Below are 18,389 nucleotides of genomic sequence, written 5' to 3' on the forward strand. Positions count from 1 at the left end.
GAGGCGTCCACGCGCGGCCCGCCCGGCGCCGCCGGTGCTGGTGCCGAGGCAGGTGGGGTGGCCCCTCCCGCCGGGACCAGGCGCCGGGACGACCCGGTCAATAGCCGCTGCAGCCACTGGTACATGGGAACCCTTTCCGTGTTGTCTCTTGTGTTTGTTTGTGTTTCTTGCGTGGACGTGCTGGACGTGATCGACGTGCTGGACGTGCCAACCGACAGTCGGATCATTGTATCGACTTCCTCTCCTCTTGCAACTAGGAAAAAAGTTGATTGCAGTCAACGAACAACAGCGCCGCTGCCGTAGGATGCAGACTCCGATATCACGGCGCTCCTTCACCATGAACATTTCGGCCTCTCCCCGCAACGGCACCACGGACTTCCTCAGCTTCCGCCTTGGCGGCATGGAGTACGGGCTGGATTTCAGGAAGGTGCATGAACTCCGGGTGCTCAAGTCGCTGGAGCGCTTCACCACCGAGGGCATGATCGTCAGCGGGGTGGTGATGTCGCGCGGCGTGATCATGCCGCTGGTGGACATGCGGGCAGCCTTCGGCGGCGCGGCGGGCGAGCCGGATCCGCTGACGGACGTGATCGTGCTGCAGCTGGACGACACCATCATGGGGATGCTGGTCGATGGCGTCACGGACGTGGTGGCGCTGCGGCCGGACCAGATCGCGCCGCTGCCGGGCGTGCAGGCGGACTACCTGCTGGGAATGGGGCAGGCGGACGGGCGCCGCCTGATCCTGGTGGACATCGACCGGCTGATGTCGATCCGGCGCCGGTCAACCGAGACGGCGAAGTAGCCGCCCGCACCGCCGCGCGGCCCGGTGCCGCGATGGCCGCGCGCGACGCCACTGGGGCATGCGCCGATGCTGGCCGCGGCCTCAGGCCGCGATCTGCTCCAGCTGCTCCTGCAGCTCCAGCCACTCGTTCTCCAGCAGCTCCAGGTCCTTCACGCATACGGTCTGTTCGGCCAGCAGCTTCTTGAGGTCTTCCTTGCGCGCCGGCTCGTAAATGTCGGTGCCGCCCAGCTGTTCGTCGATGCCGGCCTTCTGCGCATTGCGCTCGGCGATCTTCTGCTCCAGCTTCTTGATCTTGTTCTCCAGCGGCTTGCGCAGGGAGGACAGGCGCTGGCGCTCCTCGGCCTCGGCGCGGCGCTGCTCCTTGCGGTCGACCGGCGCGGCGGACATGGGCGCGGCAGCGGCAGGCGACGCGCTCACCGCCGGTGCGGTACCGGGTGCCGGCTTGGCCAGCTTGGTCTGGAACAGCCAGTCCTTGTAGTCATCCAGGTCGCCGTCGAACGGCTGCAGCTTGTGGTCGGCCACGATCAGGAACTGGTCGGTGGTCGCGCGCAGCAGGTGCCGGTCGTGCGACACCACCACCAGCGTGCCCTCGAACTGCGCCAGCGCGAGCGTCAGCGCCTCGCGCGTTTCCAGGTCCAGGTGGTTGGTCGGTTCGTCCAGCAGCAGGAGGTTGGGGCGCTGCCACACGATCAGGGCCAGCGCCAGGCGCGCCTTCTCGCCGCCGGAGAACGGTGCGATCGACGAGGTCACCATATCGCCGGGGAAGTTGAAGCTGCCCAGGAAGTTGCGCAGCTCCTGCTCGCGCGTAGTAGGTGCGATTTTTTGAAGATGCCACAGCGGCGATTCGTCGTGCCGCAGCATCTCGACCTGGTGCTGCGCGAAGTAGCCGATCGAAAGGCCCTTGCCCAGCGTGGACTTGCCCTCCAGCGGCTTGAGATCGCCCGCGATGGTCTTGATCAGGGTCGATTTGCCCGCGCCGTTCACGCCCAGCAGGCCAATGCGCTGGCCGATCTGCAGCGAGAAGTTCACGCGCCGCACGATGACCTTGTCGCCGTCGTCGGTGTGATAGCCCGCGTTCACATCCTCCATCACCAGCAGCGGATTGGGTGCGGACAGCGGCTCGCGGAACTCGAACGAGAACTCGGTGGCGGCGCGCAGCGGTGCGATTTCCTCCATCCGCGCCAGGGCCTTCATCCGGCTCTGGGCCTGGCGCGCCTTGGTGGCCTTGGCCTTGAAGCGGTTGATGAAGGATTCCAGGTGCGCGCGGGCGCGCTGCTGCTTTTCGAGGGCCGCTGCCTGCAGCACCATCTGGGCGGCGCGCTGGCGCTCGAAGGCGCTGTAGTTGCCCGAGTAGCGTTTCAGCTTGCGCTCGTCGATGTGCACCACCACATTCACGATCTCGTCGAGGAAGTCGCGGTCGTGCGAGATGATGATCAGGGTGCCGGGGTAGCGCTTGAGCCAGTCCTCCAGCCAGATGATCGCGTCCAGGTCCAGGTGGTTGGTCGGTTCGTCCAGCAGCAGCAGGTCGGAAGGGCACATCAGCGCCTGCGCGAGGTTCAATCGCATGCGCCAGCCGCCGGAGAAGCTGGCCACGGGCTGGCGCATCTGGTCCAGCGTGAAGCCGAGGCCCAGCAGCAGCTGTTCGCCGCGCGACTGCACGGTGTAGGCGTCGGCATCGGCCAGCGCGCTGTGGATCTCGCCCAGCCTGATGCCGTTCTCGGTGGTGTGGGGCAGGGCTTCCACGCGTTCGAGTTCGGCCTGCAGGTGGCGCAGGTGGACGTCGCCGTCGATGGCGTAGTCCAGCGCGGCGCGCGGCAGCGGCGGGGTCTCCTGCGCCACATAGGCCATGCGCCACTTGGAGGGGTAGTCGATGGAACCCTGGTCGGGGTGAATTTCATTGCGCAGCATGGCGAACAGGCTGGATTTGCCTGCGCCGTTGGCGCCGATCAGGCCGACCTTTTCGCCGGGGTTAATGGTCAGGTCGACCGACTCGAGCAGCGGCTTCACGCCGCGCATCAGGCTTACATTGGTGAGTTTGATCATCGAAGATTCTTGTTATCCCGCCGGGGCGGAACAACGTCTATTTATTCTGAAGCTGTTCAGCCGTGACGAGGAAGACGGCATCGTCACCCGCGCTGGTGGACAGCCAGGTGAGTTCGAGGTCGGCAAACGCCGCCTCCGCAAACTCGCGCTCATTGCCGATTTCAACGATCAGCACACCCTCCGGCGTCAAACGTTCACCCGCACCGGCGACGATCTGCCGTACCAGGTCCATGCCATCCTGCCCGCCCGCCAGGGCAAGCTGCGGCTCGCGCAGGTACTCCTGCGGCAGACGCTTCATGGACTCCGCGTTCACGTACGGCGGATTGGTCACAATCAGGTCGTACTTCTTGAAGGGCACATCCGCATACAGGTCGGACTCGATCAGGTTCACGCGACCATCGAGCTTGTAGTCCTGCACATTGCGGCGCGCGACTTCCAGCGCGTCCTTTGAAATGTCGACCGCGTCCACCAGCGCATCCGGGAAGGCATCGGCCAGCATGATCGCCAGGCAGCCGGACCCGGTGCACAGCTCCAGCACGTTCGACACGCTGCCCGGATCAGCCACCCACGGCTCGAAGTACGACGGAATCAGCTCCGCGATGAAGGAGCGCGGCACGATGGTGCGCTCGTCCACGTAGAACTTGTACTCGCCCAGCCAGGCCTCGTTGGTAATGTAGGCCGCCGGCACGCGCTCGTTGACGCGGCGGTCGATCACCTTGATTACCTGCGCCACTTCGTCCGGCAGCAGGCGCGCATCGAGGAAGGGCTCCAGCCGGTCCAGCGGCAGGCGCAGGGTGTGCAGGATCAGGTAGGCCGCCTCGTCGAAGGCCTCGGCGCTGCCGTGCCCAAAGAACAGCTGCGCCGTGTTGAAGCGCGTGACGGCATAGCGCAGCAGGTCGCGCAGGGTGGTGAAAGGTGCATTGTTCATATGGTTCATGGCGCGTCCTTGGCCAGCAGCTTGCACAGCGTGCGGCGGTAGATGTTCTTGAGGGGATCGATGTGGCGCAGTTCCACGTGTTCATCGATGCGGTGGATGCTGGCATTGGGTGGCCCGAATTCCACCACCTGCGGGCAGATCGCGGCGATGAAACGCCCGTCCGAGGTGCCGCCCGTGGTCGAGAGCTCGGTCTTGACGCCCGTTTCGTCGCAGATCGACTGGCACACCGCGTCCGACAGCGTGCCTTTGGGCGTGAGGAACGGTTTGCCGCTCAGGGTCCATTCCAGGTCGTATTCGAGGCAGTGTTTGTCGAGGATCGCGTGCACGCGTGCTTCCAGCCCGTCCGCGGTGGACGCGGTCGAGAAGCGGAAGTTGAAGTCGATGCACAGCTCACCCGGGATCACGTTGGTCGCCCCGGTCCCCGCCTTCATGTTGGAGATCTGGAAGGAAGTGGGCATGTAGTACTCGTTCCCTTCGTCCCACTGCTCGGCGGCCAGTTCGGCCAGGGCGGCCGCGGACTGGTGGATCGGGTTGCGCGCGTTCTGAGGGTAGGCCACGTGGCCCTGGATGCCTTTGATGATGAGGTGCCCCGACAGCGAACCGCGCCGCCCGTTCTTGATCATGTCACCGAGGATGTGGGCGGAGGTCGGCTCGCCCACCAGGCAGTAGTCCAGCGTTTCGCCGCGTTCTTCCAGCATATCGACGACAACCTTGGTGCCGTCGACGGCCGGGCCTTCCTCGTCGCTGGTGATCAGGAAGGCGATCGAGCCTTCATGGTCCGCATGATCTTTCACGAATTCTTCGACAGCGACCACCATGGCCGCGATGGAGGTCTTCATGTCGGCGGCGCCGCGGCCATACAGCTTGCCGTCGCGGACCGTGGGCTGGAAGGGGGCACTGGTCCACTGGCTGGGCGGGCCGCTCGGCACCACGTCGGTGTGGCCCGCAAACACGAACACGGGCGCCGTGGTCCCGCGCCGCGCCCACAGGTTGGTTACGCCGTTGGATTCGATGGTTTCACACCGAAAGCCCAGCGGTTCCAGCAGCTTGATGAGGCGCTGCTGGCAGCCCTTGTCGTGCGGCGTGACCGAGTCGAGTGCGATCAGTTCTTCGGTGAGCAGCAGGGTGCGGGACGGGGCGGCGACCATGGTTCAGCCCTGGAAGATCTGCTGGTAGGTGGCATCCGAGAAGCCGACGTGTACCTGCGGCCCGGCGCCTTGCAGCACGGGGCGCTTGATCACCGATGGGTATTCCAGCATCAGTTCCAGCGCGCTGTCTTGGTCCGTGACCTGCGCCTTGCGCTCGTCCGGCAGGCCGCGCCAGGTGGTGCCCTTGCGGTTAACCAGCGTCTCCCAGTCCACTTTCTGCAGCCAGCCCGCGACAGTGGCGCGGTCCAGCCCCTGCTTCTTGAAGTCGTGGAAGTCGAAGGCGTGGCCGTGGTCGGCCAGCCAGGTGCGGGCCTTCTTGACGGTGTCGCAGTTGGGGATGCCGTAGAGTTTCATTGCACTGTCGAGTGAGTGGGTTGCGAACGCAGGCCGACATTATACTGTTCGGCACCCGGCCGGAGCCCGCCTCACTTCTTGAGGATGGTGATCCCACCGTCCACTTCCAGGAAGGCAAACTTCATGTCTTGCTGTTCGCAATCGGCCTCGCGCAGCGATTCCTTCAGGTCTTCCTGGGTCAGGCGGCAGCGCCGCACGGTCTTGTCGAAGAAGCGGCCATCGCGGCCGATCATGATCGCCTCGCCATCCAGCAAATGGGACATCTTCTTGCTCCGCGCCGCCAGCGTGGCCACGATGGCGTTGAGCGCGAGAAGAGTGGCTGCGATGATCAGGCCACCGGCCAGGGAATCGTCGCCGCCGGACAGTGAGTTGGACACCGCTTCGCTCAGCAGCATCACGACCAGCAGGTCGAAAGGCGTGAACTGGCCCACCGTGCGGTGCCCGGACAGGCGCACCATGGCCAGCAGGGCGAGGTAGACCACCACCCCGCGCACGATAAATTCCCACCAGGGCAGGTCCATGTCAAACATGGTGCACCGCCGCTGTCAATGGGGCGTGCCAATCCCCGCGCCCGTTTTTGCGCCGGCACCGGCCAGCAGGGGGTAGGGGTCCTGCGGCGTGCCTTTCCACCACTGCTTCTCGGGCGTCAGCTGGAACACGGCAAAGTGCAGGTGCGGGGTGTTCGGGTCCGCGTTGCCGCTGGTGCCGACGTAGCCGATCAGGTCTCCCTTCTTGAGCTCCTGGCCTTCCTTCAGGCCTTCGGCATAGCGATCCAGGTGCGCGTAATAGTAGGAGAGCGTGCCACTCGGGTCGAACTGGTAGACGGTCAGGCCACCGGGCTTGCTGTTGAAGAGCTTGACCACCTTGCCGTCCGCCGCGGCCACCACTTTCGTACCCTTCGGCGCGAGGATGTCGATCGCCTCGTGGCGGCGCTGGCCGTCGCGCGGCTGGTCGAAGGTGTCGGAGAGCTGCGCGGCGGTGACGCCCTCCACCGGCACCAGCAGCGTGGCCGAGTCATTGCCGCCGCCCGTATGGACGCTGCCTTCCGTCCCGCTGGAGCCGACCTGCGCGTCTCCGCCGCCGGCTCCGGGGAGCGGCGGTTGCGGTAGCGGAGGCAGGGCGCTTTCCGGCAGCGCCACCTGCACGCCGGGCGGTGGGCTCGGCGTCGCCTGCACGATGCCGGGTTCGGTGGAGGTGACGGTCGCGGTGCGCGTGGTGTCACCCGCCGGGTAGCGGCTGAGGAAGATGAAGAGGGCAACGGCGCCCAGGATGGCGCCGAGGATGAACGTCCAGATGCTTCTCATGTGAGCCTCCTTGTCGATAATGCCCCGGCTATTCCTCCAGCACCACCTCGGTCCCGGTGGGGACGGACTTCAGCAGCGCCGTCACGTCCCAGTTGGTGACGCGGATGCAGCCGTGCGATTGCGTCTTGCCGATGCCCGAGGGCTCCGGCGTGCCGTGAATGCCGTAGTGCGGCTTGGTCAGCTCCAGCCAGGCCAGGCCGACCGGATTGTTTGGACCCGCGGCGATCCTGGCCTTCTGGTGGCCGGGCGTGGCGTCCCAGAACAGCTGGGGGTTGTAGAAGAAAACGGGGCGCTCCGAGATCAGTTTGATGGCCCAGGTGCCGATGGGAAGCGGGTCATGTTCGCTGCCGGTGGAGGCGGGGAATTGCGCGATCTCCTGGCCGGTGGTGTCGAACAGCGTGAGTGTGTGCTGGGCTTTGCTCACCACCACGCGGCCGGCCTTGGGCAGCGGTTCGGTGTCCAGCACATTGGGCACCACGATCTGTTCACCGGCACGGGTGAAGTCCTTGCCGGGGTTGAGGCGCTTGAGCAGGGCCGGGCTGGCATGGAATTTCTCGGCCAGGCCTTCCAGCGGGGTGGCGAAACTCAGGGCCTGCAGGTTGGCCTTCTCCATCATGTCTGTGGGGATGGGCTCGAAGGGGCCGGCCACGTCGGCGTCCTGGATGGTGTAGTTGATCAGGGCCGGGGCCTGGTCTTCGTTCAGCGCGGCCCAGGTCTGCTTGCCGATGGCGCCCGTCTGTTCGAGGCCGCGCTTGCGCTGGAAGCCGGTGATCGCGGCGCGCATGTTGGACCCGAAGCCGCCATCGATCTCGCCGACGCCATAGTGGGCGCGATCCAGCAGGATTTGCGCGCGCAGCACGGCCGGGCCACGGGACTTGGCGCTGACGGCGGGCGTCTTGTCGCTGGCGTTGACAGTGTCAATGGACAAGTTGGGCTGCGGCGCCGCGAAGACGGGGGCGCCAATGGCGACGACAACGCAGAAAATAAACTGGCGAATCACATGGGCTCCTGAAACTGCTCGGTGAGCCCAGCTTAGCCCCCGGCCGCCAGCCGGTCTGTTCGGCAACGAACGTGGGGAATCGCCAAAGGTGAGTGCCACACTGCTGAGTCGGAAACCGTTACAATTGGTAAATATTCCTACTGGAGACCGTTATGGCTGGTTCAATCAAGTCCTATCAGTTGCTAGTTGCGTCGCCCTCAGACGTGGGAGAGGAGCGACGCGTGGTCGAGGATGTTGTGTCTCAGTTGAACTCTCAATGGAGTCGGTCGCTAGGCCTTCGGATCGATACCGTTAAATGGGAAAATTCGACTCATCCGGAATTTGGTGAATACCCCCAGGCCGTAATTAATGAGCAAATTGGCGACGATTTCGATATCCTTGTCGGCATTTTTTGGACGAGAATAGGGTCTCCGACGCCACAGGCACGTTCCGGAACAGTTGAAGAAATAGAGCGCGCGCTTAAAAGAAGAAAAGATACTGGCGGCGTACCCGAAGTGATGCTTTATTTCAAGACAGCTCAGATCTCGCCAAAAGTTGACATCTCGCAATTGGCTGCGGTTCAACAGTTCCAAGCCAGCATCGGTGATCTGGGAGGACTCTATTTTGAGTTCGAATCTTTGAGCGACTTCGAATCATCGTTAAGGGCACACTTAGCTGCTGTCGCTCAGAAGCTGGCCGCAAGGCGCTCCGCCGACCGTGCCGGATTAAATAGTGTAGAACATCCATTGTCACCAGATCGTGGTTCAGAAGAGGATGACGACGAGCTTGGATACTTCGACTACATCGACATTCATCAATCACAAATCGAGGTGATGAATGCCTCAATGACCGCGATTAGTCGGGCGACTGTTCTGATTGGGGAACAAATCGAGGGGCAAAGTGTTGAAATGGGCGCGAATGGCAAACATGATGTTCGTATAGCACGAACTATTGTCAATCGCACCGCGCAATACATGAATAACTATGCTGACACTCTTTCAGGTCAAGTCAGAGTGTTAGGGAATGCTCGGGTCCAAGCGTTCGATTCGTTATCAAAACTTTTAACGTTTGCAGGAACAGGCGAAAATTCACCTGAAGACCTCACGGTGCTACGGAAGACCCTTCGCGAAACGATTAACAGCGCAGAATCTGCGCGGGAAGGGATGCAAGGGATGAGGGACGCTGCGGCGGGCCTTCCCCGGATGAGCAAAGAGTTAAACGCCTCGAAACGTCGTGTGGTCGCAGAGCTAGATTCCCTGCTTTCCGAGATTGATAGTGTGAGGTCTACGGTCCGAAATATTGTGGAAGCTATTGATCGGCTGCTCACCTCGAGCTAACTTCGAGTAAAAAAACTGACCGCGTACCCAACGTTAGTCGAATATTTTGTTAGGTGTTGAGGGTGAACTCGGTGAACGAGGCGGAAGGTTCGGCGGGTTTGTCCGGCTCCGCCTCCGACTTGGCGAGCGCGCTGTCCGGGCCATTGTTGAGGAGCCAGAGCAGGTTGGTGGCCGAATCGGCGTTGGCCAGCGCTTCTTCCTGCGTGACCATGCCTTCCTTCACCAGCTTGTACAGCGCCGCCTCGAAAGTCTGCGAGCCAGGCGTCAGCGACTTCTCCATCGCCTCCTTGATCTGGCCGATCTCGCCCTTTTCAATCAGGTCCGCCGTGTAGCGGGTGTTGACCAGTACCTCGACGGCCGCGTGCCGCTTGCCGCCTTCGGCCGCGCGCACCAGCCGTTGCGACACGATTGCCTTCACCGCCGCCGACAAATCCTGCAGCAGCGCCGGACGGTTCTCGATCGGATAGAAGCTGATGATGCGATTGAGCGCGTTGTAGCTGTTATTGGCGTGCAGGGTCGCCAGCACCAGGTGGCCCGACTGCGCATACGCCAGCGCCGCCGCCATGCTCTCCTGGTCGCGGATCTCGCCGATCAGAATGCAGTCCGGCGCCTGCCGCATCGCGTTCTTCAGCGCTGTGTGGAAGTTCTTGGCATCGCTGCCGATCTCGCGCTGGTTGACAATCGACTTCTTGTTCTTGAATAGGTATTCGACCGGATCTTCCAGCGTCAGGATGTGCCCCGGCTTCTGCTCGTTGCGGTGGTCCAGCATGGCCGCGATGGTGGTGGATTTGCCGGAGCCGGTCGCGCCCACGAGCAGCAGCAGCCCGCGCTTTTCCATGATCAGCTCCGCCAGTACCGGAGGCAGGTCCAGCGAATCCAAAGGCGGGATATCGACCGGGACGAAGCGGAAGACGGCAGATACGGTCCCACGCTGCACGAAGGCCGACAGGCGGAAGCGCCCCAGGTTGGGCACCGAGACCGCCATGTTCAGCTCATGCTCGTCTTCGAGCGTCTTCATCTCCTCAGCCGAGCAGACTTCGGCGAGGAGGGCGATGATGTTCTCCGCCTCCAGCTTCTGCTGGTTGATCGGAATGAGGTTCCCGTTGATCTTGATATGTACCGGTGAATTCACCGCGAAGAACATGTCCGACGCGCTCTTCTCTTTCATCAGCTGGAACAGCCGCTCCATCATCGCCATGATGCGTCTCCTTTGAGATTAGATCCCGCGCAGCAGCTCGTTGATGCCGGTCTTGGCGCGGGTCTTGGCGTCCACACGCTTGACGATCACCGCGCAGTACAGCGAGTAGGTGCCATCCGCCGAGGGCAGGTTGCCCGAGACGACCACCGAGCCTGCGGGCACGCGGCCGTAGGTCACTTCACCGGTCTCGCGGTTGAAGATCTTGGTGGACTGGCCGATGTACACGCCCATCGAGATCACCGAGTTCTCCTCGACGATCACGCCTTCCACGATCTCGGAGCGCGCGCCGATGAAGCAGTTGTCCTCGATGATAGTGGGGTTGGCCTGCATCGGTTCCAGCACGCCGCCGATGCCCACGCCGCCCGACAGGTGCACGTTCTTGCCGATCTGCGCGCACGAGCCCACGGTGGCCCAGGTGTCGACCATCGCGCCTTCGTCGACGTAGGCACCGATGTTCACGTAGGACGGCATCAGCACCACGTTCTTGCCGATGAAGGAGCCGCGCCGCGCCACGGCAGGCGGCACCACGCGGAAGCCGCCCTTGGCAAAGTCCTCGGCGGTGTAGCTGGCGAACTTGGTCGGCACCTTGTCATAGAACTGCATGCCGCCGCCCGCAGGGACCTGCACGTTGTTCTCAAGGCGGAAGGACAGCAGTACGGCCTTCTTGATCCACTGGTTGACGACCCACTCGCCGGTGTCCTTTTGCGCCACGCGCAGGCTGCCGTCGTCCAGGCCCGCGAGCACGTGGGCCACGGCGTCGCGCACTTCGGCGCTGGCGCTGGTCGGCGAAAGGTCGGCGCGCTGGTCCCAGGCGGTGTCGATGATGGCTTGCAGTTGTTGGGTCATTTGGAGTTCGGGTTCAGATAGGGTGGTTGTTTCAGTTCGGTGCAGAACTGGACGATCCGCTGCGCGGCTTCCAGTCCCTCGTCGATTTCGGCCACGAGCGCCATGCGAATGCGGTTGCGGCCCGGGTTGGAGCCGTGCGCGTCGCGCGCCAGGTAGGTACCCGGCAGGACGGTGACGTGATAGTCCGCGTACAGGCGGCGGGCGAATTCCTCGTCCGTCAGGCCAGTACGGGCGACGTCGGCCCACAGGTAGAAGCCGGCGTCGGGCAGGTCCACGTCCATCACGCTCTTGAGCAGGGGCGTGATGAGCGCGAACTTCTCGCGGTATTTGTTGCGGTTCTCGACCACGTGCGTCTCGTCGTTCCAGGCCGCGATGGACGCAGTCTGCACCGGCGGCGACATCGCGCCGCCGCTGTAGGTGCGGTACAGGAGGAACTTCTTGACGATGGCGGCATCGCCCGCGACGAAGCCGGAACGCATGCCCGGCACGTTGGAGCGCTTGGAGAGGCTGGAGAACACCACCAGGTTGCGGTAGTCCGCACGGCCCAGCTGGTGCGCCGCTTCCAGCGCGCCGAGCGGGGGCTGGCTGCCGTGGTAGATCTCGGAATAGCATTCGTCCGCCGCGATGATGAAGCCATAGCGGTCGGACCGCGCGAACAGCTCCTTCCAGTCATCCAGCGAGACGGTGGCACCGGTCGGGTTGCCGGGGGAGCAGAGGTAGAGCAGCTGCGCGCGTTCCCACACCTCGCCGGGGACGGTGGCGTAGTCGCAGGCGAAGTTGAGGGCCGGGACCGAATTCACGTAATACGGCTCGGCGCCCGCCAGGAAGGCCGCGCCTTCGTAGATTTGGTAGAACGGGTTGGGGCAGACCACCAGCGCCCTGGACGCCGGGTCGATCACTGCCTGCGCGAACGCGAACAGCGCTTCGCGCGAGCCGTTCACCGGCAGCACCTGGGTGGCCGGATCCAGCGCCGGAATGCCGTAGCGGCGCTGCAGCCAGCCCGCGATGGCGGCGCGCAGCGCGTCCGTGCCGATGGTGCTGGGGTAGTTGGCCAGCCCACTCATCGCGTTGACCAGCGCTTTCTGGATGAACGCGGGCGTGGCGTGTTTTGGCTCGCCGATCCCCAGGCTGATCGCGCTGTACTCGGCATTGGGCGTCACGCCCGCGAACAACTGGCGCAGCTTTTCGAAAGGGTAGGGGTGGAGCTGGTCGAGATTGGGGTTCACGTGCTGTCGGGCGGTGAAGCGGCCGGGTGGCCGCTGCGTGTCTTTGGGCGATTCTTATTATAGCTTTGTCAGCTGGCGGTCGCGCCAGGCGCCCGGGTTTATGCCCGACCACTCCTTGAACGCATGCGTGAAGGCGCTCTGCTCCTGGTAGCCGAGCAGGAAGGCGATGTCCACCAGCGACAGGTTGGGCTGGCGCAGGTAGTCGACGGCCAGATCGTAGCGGGCGCGGTCCAGCACCTGCTGGAAGCTGGCGCCTTCGTCGGCCAGCTTGCGCTGCAGGGTGCGCGGCGAGAGGCTGAGCTCTTCCGCGATGCTGGCCAGTCGCACACGGTCGTGCGCGAGGTTGCGGATGATGGCGGCGTAGACCTGCTCGGCGGTGCGCGGCTCGGCGGCGCTGGCGTGGGGGCTGGCGCTGGTTCGCTGGCGCAGCAGCTGCTCCGCGTGCTGCTGGAGCACGGGGTAGAGGCCGACATCCGCATTCGGCACCGGCCATTGGAGCAGCTGGGCGGGAAAGGTCACCGCGTCCGTCGTCGCCCCGAACTCTGGCAGCGTGCCGAAAATCCGCTCGTACTCGGCGCCGTCCGCATCCTGTTGATGGCGGAAGCGCAGGCGCGCGCCGGGCAGCTCCATCCCGGCCAGCCACGTGCTGAAGACACGGATGCCCGCGAACACGCTTTCGGCCAGATGGCGCGGGCCGTCTGGATAGTTGGTCACCCATTCGTACTGCGCCACCGGGCCATCCAGGTGCAGCACTGAGCGGCCCAGGTCGTGGGCCAGCTCCTCGTAACGACGCGTTTGCTCGAATACCTGGCCGAAGTCGCGGCAGGACAGCAGGATCAGGCCATAGACGCTGTAGGTACCCAGCTTGACGCGTTCTCCCACGTGCAGGCCGAAGTGCGGATCGTCCGTGACCTTGGCGGCGATGCCGAGCAGGCGAACGTAGTCCGCCGCGTTGAAGGAATCGGGCAGCGGGGCGAGCGCATCGTCCGGCAGCCCGGCAGCGCGGGCCAGGGTGCGGGCGTCGATGCCGCGCGCCTCGGCCGCCTCCAGCAGGGGCTGGAGATAGCTGCCGGTGACGCGGCGGGTGTCATGTTTGAGCAATTCAAGTGGCATGAAAGAGCAAGACCGGATGGCGCGCGTGAACGTAACCTGCTGTGATCAAAAGTATAGCGGGAATTGGGTATGCGGCGATGGAATGGCTGGGGTGACTCGGCGGTGGAATACGGTCTGCACGCGGACGCGCTGGCGTTCCTGCGCGCGCGCGTCGGCGAGGGTGCGCGGGTGGAGGATGCAGGTTTCGAGGCCGTCTGTGCGGCAGCGCCGCCATCGCGCCTGCCGTCGTTTGGTTCCGTGGACCGCACGCCGCAAACCCGTGTGCTCAATGCGCTCGGCCAGAGCCTGCCGGACTGGCTGCGCCTGCGCTATGGCGACATCGGCCCGGTGCCGGATGGCGTGGCTTTCCCGGAGAGCGATGGGGAGGTGCGGGTGCTGCTGGACTTTGCGCGGTCGGTTGACGCCATCGTCATTCCGCACGGGGGCGGGACCAGCGTGGCGGGGCACCTGGCCGTGCCTGCGGGGGAACGGCCGGTCCTGTCGATCAACCTCACGCGGATGCGCGCCTTGTTGAATCTCGACCGGCAGTCGCAGCTCGCGACATTCGGCGCGGGCGTGTACGGGCCGGACCTGGAAGCGCAGCTGCGAGCGCACGGCTACACGCTGGGCCATTTTCCTCAGTCGTTTGAGTATTCGACGCTGGGCGGGTGGATCGTCACGCGGTCCTCGGGCCAGCAATCGCTCAGGTATGGGCGGATCGAGCAGATGTATGCGGGCGGCCGCGTACAGACACCGCGCGGGGCGCTCGCCATCCCCACATTCCCCGCGTCGGCAGCGGGGACGGACTTGCGCGAGCTGGTGCTCGGGTCGGAGGGCCGCATCGGTATCCTCACCGAGGCGACGGTACGCGTCTCGCGGCTGCCGGAGCGGGAGGCGTTCCACGCCGTGTTCTTTCCCAACTGGGACGCAGCCGAGGCGGCGGTGCGTGAGCTGGCGCAGGCACGCCTGCCACTGTCGATGCTGCGCCTCTCGAACGCGCTGGAGACGGTGACCATGCTCACGCTGGCCGGGCACGCACGCCTCATCGGTCTGCTGGAGCGATACCTGGTCCTGCGCGGCTGCGGCGAGGGCAAATGCATGCTGATGTTCGGCTTCAGCGGCACGCATTCCGACTATCGGCATGCCGTCCGCGCGGCCCTGCGCATCTCGCGCGCGCGCGGCGGCGTTCATGTCGGCACCAGGATGGGCGAGAAGTGGAAGCAGAACCGCTTCCGTACTGTCTACCTGCGCAACGCGGCATGGGAGCAAGGCTATGCCATTGACACGGTGGAGACGGCGGTCGACTGGCCGCGCGTGAAACCAATGATGCAGGCGGTCGAGCAGGCGGCTGTGGCGGCCTTCGCCCAGTACGGTGAACGCGTACACACGTACACGCACCTGTCGCACCTTTACGCGCAAGGGGCCAGCGTGTACACGACCTTCGTTTTCCGGCTCGCGGGCCGGTACGAGGTCGATCTTGCGCGCTGGCGGACTTTGAAGGCGGCGGTGTCGCAGGCGATCGTTGCGCAGGGCGGCACCATCAGCCACCAGCATGGCGTCGGCAGCGACCATGCACCGTACCTCGCGGCCGAGAAGGGCGAGGCGGGCGTGGCGGCGCTGCGCGCCCTGTTCGCGCACTTCGACCCGGATGGACGCATGAATCCCGGGAAGCTGGTGCAGCCATGACTGCGCTCTGGCACGCCGGATGGCGCGAGCGTTTGCCTGAGCTGTTCGGGCAGGAGTGGGATGTTCTCGTCATCGGCGGCGGCATCACGGGGGCGGGTACCCTGCTGGAGGCGGCGCGGCGAGGCTTGAAGGCGCTGCTGGTGGAACAGCGCGACTTTGCGTGGGGGACGTCTTCTCGTTCATCGAAGCTGGTGCACGGCGGCTTGCGCTACCTGAAGGAGGGGCGCATTGCGCTGACCCGCGAATCGGTGCACGAGCGCGAACGGCTGTTGCGCGAGGCCCCGGGCTTGGTCGAGCGGCAAAGCTTTGCGTTTGCGGACTATGCGAACCACAAGCCTGGCCGGCATTCTTTCCTGCTCGGCCTCACTGTGTACGACATGCTGGCCGGGCACCGTGAGCGGCACTATTTGCCGCCGGATGAATTCCTGATGCTGGCGCCGAACATCTCGCAGGACCGGCTCGAAGGTGGCATCAAGTACACGGATGCGAAGACGGACGATGCGCGGCTGGTGCTGCGCGTACTGCAGGAGGCGCTGGCGGCAGGTGGTGTGGCCGTCAACTATGCGGGTGCCAAATCGCTGCTGCGCGACGCGGACGGGCGCGTAGCCGGGGCCGTGATTGCCGATGCGCCGAGTGGTTCTTCATACGAGGTCCGGGCACGTGTGGTCGTCAACGCCACCGGCGCCTGGGCCGATGGCCTGCGCGGCCAGGCTGGCGCCGAGCGCAAACTACGGCCCCTGCGCGGCAGCCACCTGGTCCTGCCCGCATGGCGCTTGCCGCTCGCGCAGGCCGTGAGCCTCATGCATCCGCTGGATGGCCGCCCCGTATTCGCGTTCCCGTGGGAGGGCGTCACGCTGGTCGGTACGACGGATGTGGACCATGCCGAAGACCTGGTGCAGGAAGCGGCCATCACCAAGGGCGAATTCGACTATCTCATGGAGGCGCTGGTCTTCCAGTTCCCTCAGTTGGGCCTCACGCCGCACGACGTCATCGCCACCTACGCCGGAGTCCGTCCCGTGATCGACAGCGGCCAGTCCGATCCCTCCAAGGAGCCGCGCGAGCACGCAGTGTGGACGGACCACGGCATGGTCACAGTCACCGGCGGCAAGCTGACTACCTTCCGCGTCATCGCACTCGATACCTTGAAGGCTGTGGCGGCGCTGCTGCCTGATTGGTCCGCGCCGATGGATGCACGGCCGGTGTTTGCGCCTCCGCCCATGCCCGACGCGCGGCGCCTGCCCGCCACCTGGGCCGCACGCTTGCAGGGGCGGTATGGCACGCACGCGGCGCAGGTGCTCGAACTCGGCGGATATGACCTCTACGAGCGTATCCCCGGTACCGAAACACTGTGGGCCGAACTGGCCTGGTGCGCGCGTGCCGAAGCGGTGGCCCATCTTGAAGACCTGGTGCTGCGCCGGACCCGTCTCGGCCTGCAGCTTCGGCTGGGCGGCATTGATCATCTGCCGCGCATCCGCCAACTGTGCCAGTCCGCGCTGGGCTGGACCGACGAACGCTGGGATGCGGAAGTGACCGCGTATCTGGCATTATGGAACGCTCACTACGCCCTGCCACGGGAATATGCCTGACCACATCCTCGCCATCGACAACGGCACCCAGTCCGTCCGCGCCATCCTGTTCGACCTGGATGGGAACATCGTCGCCAAATCGCAGATCCATTTGCAGCCGTACTTTTCGACGCACCCCGGGTGGGCGGAGCATGATGCCGATGGATACTGGGGGGCAGTATGCGAGGCCTGCCGCGCGCTGTGGCAGCAGCCGGGCGCCGTGCCAGCGAACGTGCGCGGTGTGGCCGTCACCACGCAGCGCGGCACGGTGGTCAATGTGGACAAGGATGGCGTGCCGCTGCGGCCCGCGATCACGTGGCTGGACCAGCGGCGCGTCGAGACCATCCCGCGCATCGGGCCATTGTGGACTGCGGCTTTTCGCTTGGCCCGCGTGCACGACACCATCACGTACTTTCAGCGCGAGGCGGAGATCAACTGGCTGCATGTGCACCAGCGGGACGTGTGGAATCGCACGCACAAGTATCTTCTGCTGTCCGGGTACCTGAATTTCAAGATGACGGGGCGGTATGTGGATTCGACAGGGTCACAGGTGGCCTATATCCCGTTCGACTACAAGCGGCAGGCGTGGGCTTCGAAACGGGACTGGAAGTGGCAGGCGCTGAAGGTCGAGGAGCACATGCTGCCGGAGCTGGTAGAACCGGGGACGGTCATCGGCCAGGTCGAGGCACACATCGAACAGGCGACGGGCATTCCCGTCGGCACGCCGATCATCGCCGCTGCTGCGGACAAAGCCTGCGAGGTGATTGGTGCGGGATGCCAGCAGCCGCACATCGGCTGTCTGTCTTACGGCACCACCGCAACCATCAACACGACGACCACCAAGTATGTCGAGGTGACGCCGTTCCTGCCGCCTTACCCCGCTGCGATCCCGGGAGCGTACAGCACCGAGGTGCAGATCCCGCGCGGGTACTGGATGGTCAACTGGTTCAAGAACGAGTTCGGGCACCACGAACAGGCGCTGGCCGCGGAGCGTGGGGTGGCGCCGGAGGTACTGTTCGATGAACTGGTCAATGCGGTGCCGCCTGGCTCTATGGGTTTGATGCTGCAGCCGTATTGGAGTCCCGGCATCCGCGTGCCGGGGCCGGAGGCGAAGGGCGCCATCATCGGCTTCGGCGACGTGCACACGCGGGCGCACGTGTACCGCGCGATCCTGGAAGGCTTGGCGTACGCGCTGAGGGAAGGGAAGGAGCGCACTGAGAAGCGCTCGGGCGTACCGATCACGGAGCTGCGCATCTCGGGTGGCGGGTCGCAGAGCGACGCGGCCATGCAGCTTACCGCCGACATCTTTGGCTTGCCGACGGCGCGGCCGCATATCTACGAGACCTCCGGCCTCGGCGCCGCCATCGACGCCGCTGTCGGTCTGAAGATGTACCCCGACTTCAGCGCCGCCATCCAAGGCATGACCCGCATCGGCCGCGTCTTCGAGCCGATCGCCGCGAACCACGCCACCTACGACCGCCTGTACCACAAGGTCTACCGCGGTATGTACCGCCAGCTGCAGCCCCTCTACGCGCAGATCGCGGAGATCACGGGGTATCCGAAGCGGGGCTAGTCAGAGGTTGGTCTGGAAGTTTGGCGCAGTCGAAATGAGCTTCGCCCCGCAGCTGGTCAAGTCGCCTTCAAAGGCGACTGCCTTGCCGTTGATGCGGTGGTGCTCCGAGCCTGTCGCAATTTTGCAGCCGCTGTGTCCTGGAAGCGGGCAGCTGCATGTGTCGCCGACACATGCGACAGGAATCCCCGCTACTTTGAAGTGCCCCGCGTCTGCCGAAATCACCTTGCCTCCATGGGAGGTCGGGTCGCCCAGTCTGATGACTTTGCGCATGCGCTTTCTCCTCAGGTTGCAATTTTCTTGTC

The 18,389-nt window shown here is 64.7% G+C and carries 18 protein-coding genes; 6 read left to right on the forward strand and 12 right to left on the reverse strand.

From position 1 onward, the window contains the following. A partial coding sequence (locus E4L96_RS24140; protein WP_220433462.1) for a hypothetical protein occupies positions 1-303 on the forward strand: 303 nt, incomplete at its 5' end. A 34-nt stretch (positions 304-337) separates the two neighbouring features. After that, complete coding sequence (locus E4L96_RS20895; RefSeq protein WP_135209149.1) at positions 338-799, forward strand: chemotaxis protein CheW; 462 nt, start codon at positions 338-340, stop codon at positions 797-799. A gap of 81 nt (positions 800-880) precedes the next feature. On the opposite strand, the gene E4L96_RS20900 is transcribed toward E4L96_RS20895, so the two are convergent. The 7 genes from E4L96_RS20900 to E4L96_RS20930 all read right to left on the reverse strand — a co-directional run bounded on the left by E4L96_RS20900 (position 881) and on the right by E4L96_RS20930 (position 7,513). Next, a complete protein-coding gene (locus E4L96_RS20900; RefSeq protein ID WP_135209150.1) occupies positions 881-2,842 on the reverse strand; it encodes an ATP-binding cassette domain-containing protein in 1,962 nt (653 codons plus the stop codon). A gap of 37 nt (positions 2,843-2,879) precedes the next feature. Beyond that, positions 2,880-3,770 (reverse strand): 50S ribosomal protein L3 N(5)-glutamine methyltransferase, encoded by an 891-nt coding sequence (gene prmB, locus E4L96_RS20905; protein WP_135209191.1) that lies wholly within the window; start codon positions 3,768-3,770, stop codon positions 2,880-2,882. A 5-nt stretch (positions 3,771-3,775) separates the two neighbouring features. Next, positions 3,776-4,927 (reverse strand): succinyl-diaminopimelate desuccinylase, encoded by a 1,152-nt coding sequence (gene dapE, locus E4L96_RS20910; protein ID WP_135209151.1) that lies wholly within the window; start codon positions 4,925-4,927, stop codon positions 3,776-3,778. A 3-nt stretch (positions 4,928-4,930) separates the two neighbouring features. Further along, the gene (locus tag E4L96_RS20915) at positions 4,931-5,281 is read right to left on the reverse strand and encodes an ArsC family reductase (RefSeq protein ID WP_135209152.1); all 351 of its coding nucleotides are present in this window, start codon (positions 5,279-5,281) and stop codon (positions 4,931-4,933) included. A gap of 71 nt (positions 5,282-5,352) precedes the next feature. Beyond that, complete coding sequence (locus E4L96_RS20920) at positions 5,353-5,811, reverse strand: DUF421 domain-containing protein (protein ID WP_135209153.1); 459 nt, start codon at positions 5,809-5,811, stop codon at positions 5,353-5,355. A 15-nt stretch (positions 5,812-5,826) separates the two neighbouring features. After that, on the reverse strand, positions 5,827-6,585 hold the full coding sequence (locus E4L96_RS20925; RefSeq protein ID WP_135209154.1) for a M23 family metallopeptidase: 759 nt from the start codon (positions 6,583-6,585) through the stop codon (positions 5,827-5,829). Positions 6,586-6,613: 28 nt separating this feature from the next. Beyond that, positions 6,614-7,513, reverse strand: coding sequence for a L,D-transpeptidase family protein (locus E4L96_RS20930; protein WP_229414664.1), 900 nt, complete (start codon positions 7,511-7,513; stop codon positions 6,614-6,616). A gap of 224 nt (positions 7,514-7,737) precedes the next feature. Between E4L96_RS20930 and E4L96_RS20935 the strand changes: the two genes are divergently transcribed. Continuing rightward, positions 7,738-8,901 carry a hypothetical protein gene (locus E4L96_RS20935; protein ID WP_135209156.1) on the forward strand — a complete coding sequence of 388 codons (1,164 nt, stop codon included), beginning with the start codon at positions 7,738-7,740 and terminating at the stop codon, positions 8,899-8,901. A 49-nt stretch (positions 8,902-8,950) separates the two neighbouring features. On the opposite strand, the gene E4L96_RS20940 is transcribed toward E4L96_RS20935, so the two are convergent. The 4 genes from E4L96_RS20940 to E4L96_RS20955 are packed head-to-tail and all read right to left on the reverse strand — an operon-like array spanning position 8,951 to position 13,284. Then, positions 8,951-10,090, reverse strand: coding sequence for a PilT/PilU family type 4a pilus ATPase (locus E4L96_RS20940; protein WP_135209192.1), 1,140 nt, complete (start codon positions 10,088-10,090; stop codon positions 8,951-8,953). 27 nt (positions 10,091-10,117) lie between these two features. Next, positions 10,118-10,945: a 2,3,4,5-tetrahydropyridine-2,6-dicarboxylate N-succinyltransferase gene (dapD, locus tag E4L96_RS20945; RefSeq protein WP_135209157.1), complete on the reverse strand. Its 828-nt coding sequence runs from the start codon at positions 10,943-10,945 to the stop codon at positions 10,118-10,120. Further along, entirely contained in the window at positions 10,942-12,171 is a 1,230-nt protein-coding gene (gene dapC, locus E4L96_RS20950) for a succinyldiaminopimelate transaminase (RefSeq protein WP_135209158.1), read from the reverse strand. Before dapC ends, dapD begins: the two co-directional genes overlap by 4 nt. A 57-nt stretch (positions 12,172-12,228) precedes the next feature. Beyond that, on the reverse strand, positions 12,229-13,284 hold the full coding sequence (locus tag E4L96_RS20955) for an AraC family transcriptional regulator (RefSeq protein WP_135209159.1): 1,056 nt from the start codon (positions 13,282-13,284) through the stop codon (positions 12,229-12,231). Between the two features lie 69 nt (positions 13,285-13,353). Here E4L96_RS20955 and E4L96_RS20960 point away from each other — a divergent pair, with 69 nt between their 5' ends. The 3 genes from E4L96_RS20960 to E4L96_RS20970 are packed head-to-tail and all read left to right on the forward strand — an operon-like array spanning position 13,354 to position 18,087. Beyond that, positions 13,354-14,949 (forward strand): FAD-binding oxidoreductase, encoded by a 1,596-nt coding sequence (locus E4L96_RS20960; RefSeq protein WP_135209160.1) that lies wholly within the window; start codon positions 13,354-13,356, stop codon positions 14,947-14,949. After that, entirely contained in the window at positions 14,946-16,535 is a 1,590-nt protein-coding gene (locus E4L96_RS20965; RefSeq protein WP_135209161.1) for a glycerol-3-phosphate dehydrogenase/oxidase, read from the forward strand. The genes E4L96_RS20960 and E4L96_RS20965 overlap by 4 nt, the downstream gene beginning before the upstream one ends. Then, on the forward strand, positions 16,528-18,087 hold the full coding sequence (locus tag E4L96_RS20970; RefSeq protein WP_135209162.1) for an FGGY-family carbohydrate kinase: 1,560 nt from the start codon (positions 16,528-16,530) through the stop codon (positions 18,085-18,087). Before E4L96_RS20965 ends, E4L96_RS20970 begins: the two co-directional genes overlap by 8 nt. Here the strand turns inward: E4L96_RS20970 and E4L96_RS20975 are convergent, their stop codons facing one another. Next, complete coding sequence (locus tag E4L96_RS20975) at positions 18,088-18,357, reverse strand: PAAR domain-containing protein (protein ID WP_135209163.1); 270 nt, start codon at positions 18,355-18,357, stop codon at positions 18,088-18,090. Between the last annotated feature and the right edge of the window lie 32 nt (positions 18,358-18,389).

It is taken from the genome of Zemynaea arenosa (assembly GCF_004614185.1).
In the GTDB taxonomy this organism is placed as follows: Bacteria; Pseudomonadota; Gammaproteobacteria; order Burkholderiales; family Burkholderiaceae_D; genus Telluria; species Telluria arenosa.

What these genes read in the sequence shown, in the direction of transcription:
- E4L96_RS20955 (WP_135209159.1), bottom strand. Translation starts at nt 13,284, where the DNA reads ATGCCACTTGAATTGCTCAAACATGACACCCGCCGCGTCACCGGCAGC.
- E4L96_RS20935 (WP_135209156.1), top strand. Translation starts at nt 7,738, where the DNA reads ATGGCTGGTTCAATCAAGTCCTATCAGTTGCTAGTTGCGTCGCCCTCA.
- E4L96_RS20925 (WP_135209154.1), bottom strand. Translation starts at nt 6,585, where the DNA reads ATGAGAAGCATCTGGACGTTCATCCTCGGCGCCATCCTGGGCGCCGTT.
- E4L96_RS20965 (WP_135209161.1), top strand. Translation starts at nt 14,946, where the DNA reads ATGACTGCGCTCTGGCACGCCGGATGGCGCGAGCGTTTGCCTGAGCTG.
- E4L96_RS20900 (WP_135209150.1), bottom strand. Translation starts at nt 2,842, where the DNA reads ATGATCAAACTCACCAATGTAAGCCTGATGCGCGGCGTGAAGCCGCTG.
- dapE (WP_135209151.1), bottom strand. Translation starts at nt 4,927, where the DNA reads ATGGTCGCCGCCCCGTCCCGCACCCTGCTGCTCACCGAAGAACTGATC.
- E4L96_RS20960 (WP_135209160.1), top strand. Translation starts at nt 13,354, where the DNA reads ATGCGGCGATGGAATGGCTGGGGTGACTCGGCGGTGGAATACGGTCTG.
- E4L96_RS20940 (WP_135209192.1), bottom strand. Translation starts at nt 10,090, where the DNA reads ATGGAGCGGCTGTTCCAGCTGATGAAAGAGAAGAGCGCGTCGGACATG.
- E4L96_RS20895 (WP_135209149.1), top strand. Translation starts at nt 338, where the DNA reads ATGAACATTTCGGCCTCTCCCCGCAACGGCACCACGGACTTCCTCAGC.
- E4L96_RS20915 (WP_135209152.1), bottom strand. Translation starts at nt 5,281, where the DNA reads ATGAAACTCTACGGCATCCCCAACTGCGACACCGTCAAGAAGGCCCGC.
- E4L96_RS20920 (WP_135209153.1), bottom strand. Translation starts at nt 5,811, where the DNA reads ATGTTTGACATGGACCTGCCCTGGTGGGAATTTATCGTGCGCGGGGTG.
- E4L96_RS20970 (WP_135209162.1), top strand. Translation starts at nt 16,528, where the DNA reads ATGCCTGACCACATCCTCGCCATCGACAACGGCACCCAGTCCGTCCGC.
- E4L96_RS20975 (WP_135209163.1), bottom strand. Translation starts at nt 18,357, where the DNA reads ATGCGCAAAGTCATCAGACTGGGCGACCCGACCTCCCATGGAGGCAAG.
- prmB (WP_135209191.1), bottom strand. Translation starts at nt 3,770, where the DNA reads ATGAACAATGCACCTTTCACCACCCTGCGCGACCTGCTGCGCTATGCC.
- dapD (WP_135209157.1), bottom strand. Translation starts at nt 10,945, where the DNA reads ATGACCCAACAACTGCAAGCCATCATCGACACCGCCTGGGACCAGCGC.